Source organism: Lacinutrix sp. YIN62 (genome assembly GCF_057219185.1).
In genome coordinates this window covers 64,254-77,248 of the sequence record NZ_JBXVVH010000018.1, presented here as the reverse complement: position 1 = coordinate 77,248, position 12,995 = coordinate 64,254, and the positions used below count along the sequence as shown (strand labels likewise).

The 12,995-nt window shown below is 30.3% G+C and carries 10 protein-coding genes; 6 read left to right on the top strand and 4 right to left on the bottom strand.

Features of this window, described 5'->3' with window-relative positions:
• Nucleotides 1-497: 497 nt before the first annotated feature.
• Nucleotides 498-2,450: a putative porin gene (locus AC2D8I_RS12620; protein ID WP_484706379.1), complete on the bottom strand. Its 1,953-nt coding sequence runs from the start codon at nt 2,448-2,450 to the stop codon at nt 498-500.
• Between the two features lie 163 nt (nt 2,451-2,613).
• Here AC2D8I_RS12620 and AC2D8I_RS12615 point away from each other — a divergent pair, with 163 nt between their 5' ends.
• The 3 genes from AC2D8I_RS12615 to AC2D8I_RS12605 are packed head-to-tail and all read left to right on the top strand — an operon-like array spanning nt 2,614 to nt 6,815.
• Nucleotides 2,614-3,213: a ribonuclease HII gene (locus AC2D8I_RS12615; RefSeq protein WP_484706378.1), complete on the top strand. Its 600-nt coding sequence runs from the start codon at nt 2,614-2,616 to the stop codon at nt 3,211-3,213.
• A 52-nt stretch (nt 3,214-3,265) separates the two neighbouring features.
• The gene (locus tag AC2D8I_RS12610; protein ID WP_484706377.1) at nt 3,266-5,704 is read left to right on the top strand and encodes a DUF3352 domain-containing protein; all 2,439 of its coding nucleotides are present in this window, start codon (nt 3,266-3,268) and stop codon (nt 5,702-5,704) included.
• 55 nt (nt 5,705-5,759) lie between these two features.
• Entirely contained in the window at nt 5,760-6,815 is a 1,056-nt protein-coding gene (locus AC2D8I_RS12605; protein ID WP_484706376.1) for a nucleoid-associated protein, read from the top strand.
• Nucleotides 6,816-6,958: 143 nt separating this feature from the next.
• On the opposite strand, the gene lipB is transcribed toward AC2D8I_RS12605, so the two are convergent.
• From lipB to AC2D8I_RS12590, 3 genes are read right to left on the bottom strand one after another with little or no spacing between them, the layout of a single operon-like run.
• Nucleotides 6,959-7,672, bottom strand: coding sequence for a lipoyl(octanoyl) transferase LipB (lipB, locus tag AC2D8I_RS12600; protein ID WP_484706375.1), 714 nt, complete (start codon nt 7,670-7,672; stop codon nt 6,959-6,961).
• Nucleotides 7,673-7,675: 3 nt separating this feature from the next.
• The gene (locus AC2D8I_RS12595; protein WP_484706374.1) at nt 7,676-8,434 is read right to left on the bottom strand and encodes a hypothetical protein; all 759 of its coding nucleotides are present in this window, start codon (nt 8,432-8,434) and stop codon (nt 7,676-7,678) included.
• Between the two features lie 47 nt (nt 8,435-8,481).
• Nucleotides 8,482-8,640, bottom strand: a complete 159-nt coding sequence (locus AC2D8I_RS12590; protein WP_484706373.1) for a YqaE/Pmp3 family membrane protein — start codon at nt 8,638-8,640, stop codon at nt 8,482-8,484.
• Nucleotides 8,641-8,865: 225 nt separating this feature from the next.
• On the opposite strand from AC2D8I_RS12590, the gene lysS reads away from it, so the two are divergent.
• The 3 genes from lysS (at nt 8,866) to AC2D8I_RS12575 (ending at nt 12,937) form a co-directional block, all read left to right on the top strand.
• Nucleotides 8,866-10,557, top strand: coding sequence for a lysine--tRNA ligase (gene lysS / locus AC2D8I_RS12585; protein ID WP_484706372.1), 1,692 nt, complete (start codon nt 8,866-8,868; stop codon nt 10,555-10,557).
• 1,406 nt (nt 10,558-11,963) lie between these two features.
• A complete protein-coding gene (locus AC2D8I_RS12580; RefSeq protein WP_484706371.1) occupies nt 11,964-12,440 on the top strand; it encodes a hypothetical protein in 477 nt (158 codons plus the stop codon).
• 110 nt (nt 12,441-12,550) lie between these two features.
• Nucleotides 12,551-12,937 (top strand): hypothetical protein, encoded by a 387-nt coding sequence (locus tag AC2D8I_RS12575; RefSeq protein WP_484706370.1) that lies wholly within the window; start codon nt 12,551-12,553, stop codon nt 12,935-12,937.
• Nucleotides 12,938-12,995 lie beyond the last annotated feature (58 nt).

Below are 12,995 nucleotides of genomic sequence, written 5' to 3'. Positions count from 1 at the left end.
TTCATCCTGAGCCAGGATCAAACTCTTCATCGTTAAATCTTAAATATTGTTTAACAATTAAGGAACTTTTCTAAGTACTCAAAATGGTTTATTCTCTTTTTGTAACTAACATCGTTTCCAATGTTAATCTACGCTGTCAATTCAATATGTTTATGAACTTTTATTCTTGTTTGTTTCGCTTAACTACTTATTCCGTTAGCGGGGTGCAAATATAAAACCCTTTTTCGTCTCTCACAATGTTTTTATTTGTTTTTTTTAAAGTTTTTTCTTGAAATTATTATAACTTATTTATTTTTAAATATTTACGGTTTAAAAAGTATTTATCCTTTTTTAGTTCATTGATACATTCGGCATATCTATTAAAACAATTCTAACTTAATTAGATATTCTTACCTCCTTAAAAGAGGCGCTTTAGAAAACATTTTGAGTTGCCCTTAATTTTGCTATATATATGAAATTCGAATGTTTCAATTGTAAGATAATTTATGAACGTTGTACTATAAAAAGAAATCCCATACGATTCCAAATCGTATTGCAAAATCTCGATAGGGATTATTTGGAGCAGAGTAATAGTCGTAACCTGTAAAAGAGGCATTAAAATGCTCTGCCATTAAATAGATTCTTGTTTGACGTATTCTTGCATTTACAAAGAAATCCAATCTTGGAAACCCCCCAAACTTTTGTTCGTTTTGCACATAAAACTCTGCCAATAGTGGATCGTATCCATTCATATTATACGTTGTGAAATAATTAAACGTCACACCTGTTTGCAAATACATTGCTCTTTTAAACAAATGATCTGAATAATACAGCGTATTTCTTGTTATTATTTCTGGCACATTAAACACCTTATTTTCATCCGCTACACTTTGATACATTACCGTGTTATCTAAAGCAAATTTCCCGTATTTTATTTCTTTATTTGCTTTTACTCTTAGGTAAGTTATAGTTTTATCATTTTGAAAAGGCTTTACATTGCCTGTTTCATTTTTAGTAAAATACACATAATCATTTATGGTAGATAAATCTACAGACAAATTCATTAGCTTATTTGATTTTATACTGAAAGCCAATCGTTGTGTTTTAATGTTCTTAAAACTATTCTGCCAGTTGTAGTTTACATAACTGCTTTGATTTAACAATGCATTATAATTTGGTGCTTTAGAGCTATTATTAATTTGCCCTCCTAATTTAATATCATCGCTAAGCCTATACTCCACTTCGCCTTCAACAAAATTACCTTCAAAATCTCCTGAGACATTCACTCCTCCCGCTCCTTTTATATGTAAGTTACTTATTTGTTTTTCATATTTACCGCCTAGAGAAAACACCTCTCCTTTTAACCTATTAGTTATAGTGTTTCCGTCTAGAATTACAATTTTATCATAGCCGTAGTTATAATTATTATGACTTGCATTAAACTGTAATGCGCCCAGCATATCGTTTTTATAATTCAATTGCAATTCATTATAAAACTCTTCTAAAGCCACCCTATCTCTTAATAATAACGATTGAAATGCAGCTCCAAAAAAATCGTTGGCATTCGCTTGATCAAAAGTATAATTCTTATCCTTAAACAACATTACATGTCTTAAATCCAACTTGCCTTTTGTAATAGCATAACTTTGATTAAGATAAAACCGTTTTCCTTTTAATACATTTTCAGCATCTTCAAAATTCACCTCCAAGACCCCTCTATCTTTAAAATCGGAATCTCCAGATTCAAAAAAGATAAGATTATCATCTTTTAAACCGCCATTCTCTTGATTCAACAAATCTTGAGAAACAAAATGAGCATTGAACACATAACGCTTATCCTTTGTTTTGTAGCTAGAGGTAAATCTAAAGTTCCCTGTACTGGTTAATATATGTTGGTAATTCCCTAAGGACCGAAGGCCTTTATAAGCTATTGAAAAATTAAACTGTTCTGATGTATTAATGGAAAATAGCGCATCTAATAACTGCCCTTGAGAAAATGCCGATTTGTAAAACAGGTTTGTATATGGCGTAGGCACATTATAATACTTAATATCTTCTACCTCCATAAAGTTAAAATGCCTTGCTCTAGCTCCAAACTCTGGCATTAAACTGGTTTCTTCTGTATTATAACTTAAGGTGTTATAAGATTGGCCTATATTAGAAAATGACATCAATCCGAAATCATCTTTTCGTAAATAGTTGAACTTGTGTTCTTTTTTTATGGTCAAGGTTGTATCGACATAAGTTGTATCGTTTACATAAGAAATAATAAGGTAGTCTGTAATTTTAGCCTCTTTGCTCTTTACATTTTTATTATTCGTATTTTTACTTCGCTTGCTTAAAGAATCATTAGCGGAACGTTTAAGTTCCTTTGACGCTTCCTCTTCTTTTGTAAGCAATTCTTTCTCCTGAGCATTTAGTCCAGAAAAGAAACCCAATAAAAAGACTCCTAAAATTATTTTATTCTTCAAATCATAATTATTTTTAAACCCAGAAACATTAAAACAGCACCGTTTCTCTGTTCATTGGATTTTTTTGCCAAAAATAAGAAATATCTCAAATGGTTTTTCATTTTCTATCAATAAACACATAATTACAATATATAACACCATTATAATGTTAAGAATTATATAAATGCTAAAATTAAATTACGCTAACATTGCTTTAGAATGCGGTACAGATGAAGCTGGTCGTGGTTGCCTTGCAGGCCCTGTTACTGCTGCTGCTGTAATTCTACCACTAGATTTTAAAAACGCCGTATTGAATGATTCTAAACAGCTAAGTAAAAATAAGCGCGAATTGCTAAGGCCTGTAATAGAATCTGAATCTACATCCTTTGCTTTTTGTCACGTTTTTGAAGCTGAAATTGATGCTATTAATATTTTAAATGCATCTATTATAGCCATGCAGCGTAGTATTCTAAAATTAAACCCTTTACCAAAATTTATTATTGTAGATGGTAACAGGTTTAAACCTTTAAATAATATCCCGTTTGAAACCATTGTTAAGGGAGACAGTAAATTTATGAGTATTGCTGCTGCTTCCGTTTTAGCAAAAACATATCGTGATGATTATATGAATACGATACATAAAGAGTTCCCTATGTACAACTGGAAACAAAACAAAGGGTACCCAACAAAAGAACATCGAGAAGCCATAAAAAAATACGGCCCTAGCAAATACCATAGAAAAAGCTTTAAACTACTGCCTGAACAGCTAAAATTGAAACTTTAGTTTTTACAAAAAAAAACAAATAGGTATTTTTACAAAAACATTTTACATCAAGATGAAAAACATTTGGTACAGTATTATTCTTTCAGTAATCTTATTAGGTTGTAATACTAAAAATAAAAATGCTACTATTTACGATTTCATTCCTAATGATGCTTCTGTAGTTCTCAATGTAAACACCATTGAAAGTTTAAAAAGCAATTTAAACAATAGTGATTTTCTTGAATCCATAGCGACTTCTACAACTTACGAGAAGGCTTCTGATGTATTTTCTAACCTAAGGTATTTAAACACAGTTCATCCAACTTTAATTTCACTAGTAAAAGGCAAAAATGACAGTCTACATTACCTATTTTCAACAAAAGCAACTCAAAATGTTTTTTTAACAGATTCCATTCCTGATCTTATTTCTACAGATATTATTATTGGAAAATATAATGCTAAAAAAACAACATACAATACTAATAATGCTATTTACACCTTTATTAAAGATAGTATTTTAATAGGGACTTCTAATCCAGCTCTTTTAGAATCTGTTCTAAACCAAAAAGAAGACCATACTATAATTCGCAAAATGCTAAGTACTACAAATACGAATAACCATTTATCAATGGTTATTAATAGTACAAAAGAAAAGACTATTGAAACCCTTTTTAACTCCAAAAGCTTACCTTTTTCTAGTTTCACTAATTATACAGCTTTTGACACCGAAATAACACAAGATCAATTATTTTTAAACGGGATCTCTAAAGCCAACGATTCTACTAAAAGCTTAATTAATGTTTTTAAGAATACCATTCCTCAAGATAATGAACTTGCTAAGATAACACCATCCAATAGTGATGGTTTTATGAGTTTCACCTTTGATGATTTTGATACTTTTAATACCAACCTTAAAGCTTTTAATTTAAAGGTCTCAGATAGTACCACACTTCCTTTATTTGATAATATTATAGAAATTGGTAGTATTTATGAAGGCCCAAACGAAGCTATAGTGTTAAATTCTATAGATATTGTAAACACAAAAGAAGCTTTATTGAGTGAACAAAATAAAGTAACTACATATAGGCAAGTTGATATTTTTAGTTTTAGTACTCCTACGCTCTTTGAATCTACATTTACTCCATTAATTACTTTTAATAATGCTAGATTCTACTGTATTATTGATCGTTTTTTTGTATTCGCTAACAGTTTAGATACCTTACAAAATATTATAGCAAACTATCAGAATAAAACCACTCTAAGCTCTCGTGAATACTACAAAACGATGACTACAACGCTAAGTGATGCTGCATCCATATTACACGTTGTAAACCCAACCGCCTTAAAAAACATACTGAATGCTAATTTAGACCTTGATTTAAAAGCGACTCTTACGCCTTACAAATCATCTGCTATCCAGTTTATATACGACACTAATTATGCGCATTTCAATGCCATACTATCTAAAAGTAAAACAAAAGCTATTGAGAATTCGGTTACAGAAGTTTTAAGCATTAAATTGGATGCAAACTTACTTACTGCCCCACAGTTTGTAACCAATCACCGTACTAAAGAAAAAGAAATTGTAGTGCAGGACACCAATCACAAACTCTATTTAATTTCTAACACAGGTAATGTCATTTGGAAAAAGCAATTAAACGGTCCCATCCTCGGGAAAATTGAACAAATAGACATCTACAAAAATGGCCGATTACAACTCGCTTTTGCGACTCCCAATCGGGTCTACCTAATTAGCAGAGAAGGTAAAGATGTTACTGGGTACCCCTTAGAATTTAAAGATGAAATTACACAACCGCTTTCTGTTTTCGATTATGACAAAAATAAAAACTACAGACTCTTCGTTACACAAGGCAATACTGTACTACTTTATGATGCTAAAGGAAAACCTGTTCGCGGATTTAATTTTAAAAATCCCAAAGCTCCGATTAATACCCAACCACAACATATAAGAATGGGTAGTAAAGATTATATTATTATTAAGACTAATAAACACCTTTACATACTAAACAGAAGAGGTACTCCTAGAGTTTCTGTAAATAAAACATTAGACTACTCGAATGAAGCTGTTTATAATTACAAGAATACTTTCACTACAACAACAGCCGACGGAAATTTGATAATGATAGCTCAAAACGGCAACATAAAAACGAAGCCTTTACAACTTACGCCTGACCACGGTTTGACAGCATCTTCAAAAACTCTAGTGACTCAATCGGGAAATAAATTATCTATAAAACATAAAACCATTACAATGGATTTTGCTAATTACACAAAACCTAAGTTGTTTTATATTAACAACAAGATTTATGTTACTGTAACCGACTTACAGTCTCAAAAGGTACTGCTTTTTGACAGTCAAGCTAAAGCCATTGCTAACTTTCCTGTTTATGGAAGTGCTGCTATAGACTTAAACAATATAGATAAGGATAGCAACTTAGAATTTGTAACCAAGGGCGATAAGAATTCTATTTTAGTATACGAGATTAATTAACCCTTTGTATAAAATTTACTACCATTGCATTTTACAATAAAAGCACATAAAAAAAATGATTAAACGTACAAGCGCCAGTATCTCTAAATTTATAATCCATAAAGTAGGTAATAAGCATAATGACACCAAAAATGCATTCTCTGAGCAACTGGTTCACTTTGACGAAGCCAGTTATGAATTAATGTTACCATTTCTATTGCGCCCGTTTGGGTCTGTAGTTCAAAGTTTTCGTTTCAATCATCATTCTAATGTGGAGCTTAACGAGATTAATTCTTATTCAAAACAACTCTTTAACGACGACGAGGATAGCACCTTTATAGAAACATCAAAGAACATTGTAAAGCACTTATTTGAACAATCTAATTCTGCCCAAATTAAAACAGGCGATGTTTTAATTGCAATGTTTGAAGGCATTGAATACAAAGATATGACAACCAATGCCATTGGGATTTTCAAAATAGAAAATAAAACCAATTTCTTTCAGACCTATTTAGAAAATAATAGTTATGATGTATTAGTACAAAAAGGGATCAATTCTAAAAAAGTAGATAAAGGATGTTTGATCTTAAATCAAACAGATATGGAAGGCAATATTATTCTTAGCGCAGATAATAATAATTATGATGCGCAATATTGGACAGATCATTTTTTAAATATTAAGTATGCCGATGATATGAACAACCATACTTTTGATTATATAGACCTTTGCAAGGAGTTTTCTACAGAAGTTCTAAAAACAAGTTATGGCGAGCAAGAACGCAATATCTTTTTAGCAAAAACTATAGACTACTTTAAAGAAAATGAAATTATAAATGTAGAACGCTTTAAGGAAGAGGTTTTTGAAGAAGAAAAGCAAATTCAAATGTTTGAAGATTTTCGAAAAGAATACGAAACAGAACTCAATGTAGTGCTTAGAAATCAATTTGATTTAGCCGAAACAGTTGTTAATAAAGAAAAGAAAAAAATAAAAACGGATATTAAATTAGACACTCACATACAAATAAAGCTAGATATTGATGCTCCAGATGCTGCCAGTGAGCACTTAGAACGCGGATATGATGAAGATAAAAAAATGTTTTATTACAAGGTATTCTTTAATGCTGAAGGGTAATAATATGTAATTCTCTATTTTACTTTTTAATCTCAGAAATACAGTTAATAAGGGAACTATTTGTTCTTACTAAACAACAAATAGTTCCCTTTTATTTTAACACAAGTTATTGCTTAGCTTTAAAACAAAACCCGCCTTTTTAATTATTCCCCCTCTGCCTGTTTAAATTTTGCATTAAAGAGTACTTTAAAGTGCTTTATTAATTTTTCTTTTAATTCGGTTTCATCAACCGTTTTCGTTCCTAACTCTACATTAAGTGAGGTCACTGCCTTACCACGGATTCCACAAGGGATAATATTATCAAAATATCCTAAATCTGCATTTACATTCAATGCAAAGCCATGCATTGTAACCCAACGACTTGCACGTACTCCCATAGCGCAAATTTTTCTTGCAAATGGCGTCCCGACCTCTAACCAAACTCCTGTTTCCCCGGGGCTACGTTCAGATTCAATACCATATTCTTTTAACGTTAAAATGATCATTTCTTCTAATAGCCGCAGGTATTTATGAATGTCTGTGAAAAAATTTTCTAAATCCAATATGGGATATCCTACAATTTGCCCTGGGCCATGGTAGGTTATATCGCCTCCTCTATTAATTTTATAAAACATGGCGCCTTTTTCTGCAAGTTGTGCCTCGCTTAACAATAAGTTAGACAGTGCTCCACTTTTCCCCAAAGTGTACACATGCGGGTGCTCAACAAACAAAAAATGATTAGGCGTTTCTAATCCAGCATCTTCTCTCCTGTTTTTTATTTTTATATCCAGAATAGTTTTAAACAATGCTTCTTGATAATCCCAAGTTTCCTTAAAATCTTTAACTCCTAAATCCTGTATCGTTATCGTTTTATTCAAAACTTAATTTTCTAAAATCACTTCTATATTTAATGCTTCTGGATTAGAAACATATTCCATAAAACCAAACTCTACGGTAACAGTCTTTCTATCGTCACTAAACATAGCGTTTTCATTAGATACCGATTGTATTCGTTTTGGAAAATGATAATTCAACTTATAGATTGAACTACCAAGCATCATACTCATATCACCTATACTATCGGCCATTTTTTTATACAGCGTCTTATCTAGTATTTTAGCTTTTCTAGTAAATTTTTTACCATTATAAGTGTATTGAAGTTCTGTATTTTCATTTGCGCCAAAAGAAGAAAAAGGATTGCCATTATTTTTTGCTTTAGTACCATCCTTGCCTTTTTGCATATTGCTAAAATTATTCATTGCCTTAAACATATCTTCAAGTTCTTCTGCTTTTTTAAATTCTCTAGACATGTCAAACTTCATTTCCGATGTTTGAGGATTCATAACCATATGCATTTTAAAAGGTTCTAAGGCTTTAAGCTTTTCTTGTTCTGCTAAAGGTAATTTTGAAATACTATCGCGTTTTTCATCAAAAAAATCTTTAAAACTAAATGTGGAATCTATAGCCTCTTCTTTTGTTTCGCTAATTTGATCTCCTGCCATTTTCATCAGCTGAGAACCATCAAAAGAAAATGATACTTTACCAGAACCATCATCATTAATATATATATCTTCTGAGAATTGACAACTTGCTAATATTAGACTAAAGAAACAAAGAATTAGAACGGTATTTTTTTTCATTTTATAATATAAATAAGATTAAAATTTAAGACTGCAAATATACGCTTTTATCTGTTAGGGTTATTAAGTATAATAAGTGCCGCGATAACTCCTGGCACCCAGCCACAGAGCCATAATAAGAAAACAATAACAATAGATCCACAGCCTTTACCTATAACTGCTAAAGGTGGACATAAGATTGAAAGTAACACTCTCCAAAAACTCATAATAATTTTGATTTAATACAACCTACTGTATTGTAGATTGATGATTGATGTATTAGTAGGACGTTATGTTTTTATTTTTGTTACAATTATAAGGTTAGAAATAAGACAAATCTAATAACAACTAAAACACAGCTCTTTTTCCTTAGTCACAACATAAAAAAATTAGTTTTAATTCATCTGTTTTAACCTTATCTTTGCTAGCTTAATTATTCACAATATATTACTATGTCACAATTAACTGAGCAAGAGCTCGTACGAAGAGGTAAATTAGCAAAATTACGTGCATTAGGAATTAATCCATATCCAGCGGATTTATTCCCAATAAATCATAATTCTAAACAGATTAAGGCTGATTTCTCTGAAGGCAAACAGGTAATTATTGCAGGTAGATTAATGGCCCTTAATGTACAAGGAAAAGCGTCTTTTGCGCAACTACAAGATGCTGAAGGACGTATTCAAGTTTATTTTAACAGAGATGAAATTTGTACAGGAGAAGACAAAACGTTATACAACGATGTTTGTAGAAAATTGTTGGATTTGGGTGATTTTATTGGTATTAAAGGGGAACTCTTTAAAACAAAAGTAGGCGAAATAACCATTCGTGTTAAACACTTTAAATTATTAAGTAAAGCTTTAAAACCATTACCTACACCAAAAGAAAAAGATGGCGTTGTATATGATGCCTTTACAGATCCTGAAATGCGCTACAGACAGCGTTATGCTGATTTGGTTGTAAATTCACATGTTAAAGATGTTTTTATTAAACGCACCAAATTATTTAATGCCATGCGTTCGTTCTTTAATGACTCTGGTTATTTTGAAGTTGAAACGCCTATTTTACAGCCTATTCCTGGAGGTGCCGCAGCACGTCCTTTTATAACACACCACAACAGCCTCGATATTCCTCTATATATGAGAATTGCAAATGAGCTGTATTTAAAACGTTTAATCGTTGGTGGTTTTGATGGGGTTTACGAATTTTCTAAAAATTTTAGAAATGAAGGTATGGATCGTACTCACAATCCTGAATTTACAGCTATGGAAATATATGTAGCTTACAAGGATTACAACTGGATGATGGATTTTTGTGAACGTTTACTAGAACACTGTGCTATTGCTGTAAACGGCACTTCCGAAGCCACTTTCGGGGAGCACAAAGTAAACTTTAAGGCGCCTTACAAACGCATAACAATGGCAGATTCTATAAAAGAATTTACGGGTTTTGACATTACAAACAAAACAGAAAGCGAAATTAGAGAGGCCGCTAAAAATATGGGGATTGCTGTAGATGATACTATGGGTAAAGGGAAGTTAATCGATGAAATTTTTGGTGAAAAATGTGAAGGCAACTACATTCAACCAACCTTTATTACAGATTATCCCAAAGAAATGAGCCCTTTATGTAAAGAACATAGAGATAATCCTGAATTAACAGAACGTTTTGAATTAATGGTTTGTGGTAAAGAAATTGCCAATGCTTACTCAGAATTAAATGACCCAATAGACCAACGCGAACGCTTTGAACACCAATTAAAGTTAGCGCAAAAAGGAGATGATGAAGCTACCGAATTTATAGATCATGATTTTTTACGTGCTTTAGAATATGGTATGCCACCTACATCTGGAATGGGTATTGGTATGGATCGCTTAATTATGTTTTTAACGAATAATCAATCCATACAAGAAGTATTGTTTTTTCCTCAAATGCGACCAGAGAAAAAAGCAATTCCTATGAGTGATGATGAAAAAATTGTTTTTGAATTATTAAAAAAAGAAAAACATATCATATTAAATGACTTAAAAACACAATCTGGATTAAGCAATAAAAAATGGGATAAAACCATTAAAGGCTTAACAAAATTAGGTGTAGCTAAAGTAAATAAGAACGACGAGGGTTTATTTGTTGAAATGCTATAAAAAAAGCAAACCAATTTCAGATTTAAATACAAAACATACATTCTTTTGAGTGTATGTTTTTTTATTTCACATATTTAATATAACGCGATATACGCTAATAAATAAAGGCTAAACCCTAAATCTATTCAAAAGGTAAAACAAAAAGTAAAGACCTCGCTCAATAAAATAACTGACTAGACAACCTAAAGTCTTTTTTAGAATAAGATAGTTAAAACATTCCTGTCTAACTCTTTTATAGAATTGAATCCATAAATTTAGTATTTCTAATTAACACTTAAAATACAAGTCATCTAATAAACTAAAGCTTAGTGGCTGTGCTTTTCTAAAGAAATTTTTAAAATTATACAGTAATATTATGAAGGTAAGTCTTTCAAAAAAATATTAGATAACACTTTATAATAGACACTCTTATTTGTTACATTTATTCCTCTTTCGCGCAACATTTTAATTTTATTTACCGTTCTCACAACCTTAAAAATCATTATAGAAAGTATAATCGACACGACTAATATTAACAGAATTATCTCCATATATTAACAACATTAATAAATAAAAATAATACTTAAAAAGTAAAAAACTTTGAATCAAGCGAAAAAATAAAAAAACAATCCATTTTAGCTCTAAAATATAAGACCTCTTTTTATGTAAAAAGTGCTTCTTAAAAAAGAAGCACTTAAATATAAATAGAAAGAATTTCCCCAAATTTCATTAATTTTCCTCCTAAAAAAAATCAATACCAATCTATTTATAGCTGCCAAAATTAAGATAATGGCGTTATTCTTATAATTGCAATTAATACAATATTATATACTCTTAGTTAATTTAACCCCTCCTTTGTGGTTCAAATTTTAATTCATTTTTCTCATTATTTTCTAATTCTAGATCTGAATCAATGCGATCTGAAAACAATAATAAAAGTGTTTTAATCAATTTCATTCTTTAGGAGTTTATTTCAATTCTACTGCGAACATAATAGCAATATCTCAAACTCTTAGTAAACTTAAATACTGTTTTCATACTATATTATTATAATAGTATTAAAAAGTATTCAACTAAAGGCAAGTACTTAACAAGTAAAAAACACCCTTAACTACTAATAACAAAACAATTAGCGCAATAAAACATTTTTTTCTAGAAATATTACAAAACTAGATTCACACCTTCTTTTTCTTAATATTGATCTTTAAAAACACCTCTCAAAATTGCATTACAATCATATTAAACAGAGAAAATATGAAGTCTGAAAAACGATCATAACATTTCTAATTAACAATACAACTCATAGCTAAAAATAATCTACAATTGAATAAAAAATAAAATTCTTCTACACAAGAAAAGACAAAAATTTAAACCATTTAAAAGAAAACCCGTCCTATTACTAAATAAACATCTAAAATATAATCGTAATGAAAAAATTAGTAACATTAACAATTGCATTAATAGCGTTTCAACTAACTGCACAAGACACAAAAAAAGAACAAAATTTCTATAATAAAGACAAAGCAGTTAAAATGAAAAATATGAGTGCGGAAGACATAGCACAATTAAAAACAAAAAAAATGACCTTGCATTTGGATTTAACAGAAGCGCAACAAAAAAAAATAAACGAAATAAACTATAGAGACGCTAAATTGAAGAAAGCTAAAATAGAAAAAAGGGTAAAAGAACAGGAACATGCAAAAAAACGTTCGAACGAAGAACGTTTGAAAATTATGAATGAAAGATTAGATGCTCAAATAGCTCGAAAAAAAGAAATGAAAAAAATTCTTAATACTAAACAATATGAAAAATGGGAGAAAATGTTAGCACGAAAAACAAAGCAAAAGAAGCAACATAGAACTCATATTAAAAACAAAAAAGAGAAGACAAGCAGTAAACATTAAACCAGTTATTTAATAAAAATACTAGTGATTATTCAAGGTCTATTAAATTTATTTGCTAATTTTATTTAAATAGCTTTACTTTGGCTCATTAACATCTAACTAACAAAATAATGAGAAAAATATTCACTTTTTGCTTTTTTGCTTTTTTAATGATTTTAGGAACGCAATCTGCATTTGCTCAAAACAAATCTGATGCTAATAAAAAAGCAGCAACTACCACAACAAAATTGCAAAAGCAATTTAGTTTTGATAATGCCACATTAAAAAAGATATATAATGCATACAAGATATACTATAATAAAAATCAATCTTTAGAAGCAATTCATGAAACTGGAAGCGCTAGTTTTAAAGACAACAAAGCTTTAATAGATGAACACCTTCTAAAAACAATTAAAAAAGTATTAGACGATGATGCTCTGTATAAAAGATATTTGATTGTAACCGATCACCCTAGTGCAAAATCGCTTAAATCTTCTAAACAAAATAAGAAACGTTAATTACGAATCTTTTTAATAAGAAATTGAATCTATAAAAAAAAAGACTGTCTGTAAAAGA

Bases quoted from the DNA above. Each gene is read 5' to 3' on its own strand.
- AC2D8I_RS12590 (WP_484706373.1), bottom strand. From the start codon at position 8,640: ATGAGTTTTTGGAGAGTGTTACTTTCAATCTTATGTCCACCTTTAGCA.
- AC2D8I_RS12615 (WP_484706378.1), top strand. From the start codon at position 2,614: ATGCTAAAATTAAATTACGCTAACATTGCTTTAGAATGCGGTACAGAT.
- AC2D8I_RS12605 (WP_484706376.1), top strand. From the start codon at position 5,760: ATGATTAAACGTACAAGCGCCAGTATCTCTAAATTTATAATCCATAAA.
- lysS (WP_484706372.1), top strand. From the start codon at position 8,866: ATGTCACAATTAACTGAGCAAGAGCTCGTACGAAGAGGTAAATTAGCA.
- AC2D8I_RS12575 (WP_484706370.1), top strand. From the start codon at position 12,551: ATGAGAAAAATATTCACTTTTTGCTTTTTTGCTTTTTTAATGATTTTA.
- AC2D8I_RS12580 (WP_484706371.1), top strand. From the start codon at position 11,964: ATGAAAAAATTAGTAACATTAACAATTGCATTAATAGCGTTTCAACTA.
- AC2D8I_RS12610 (WP_484706377.1), top strand. From the start codon at position 3,266: ATGAAAAACATTTGGTACAGTATTATTCTTTCAGTAATCTTATTAGGT.
- AC2D8I_RS12595 (WP_484706374.1), bottom strand. From the start codon at position 8,434: ATGAAAAAAAATACCGTTCTAATTCTTTGTTTCTTTAGTCTAATATTA.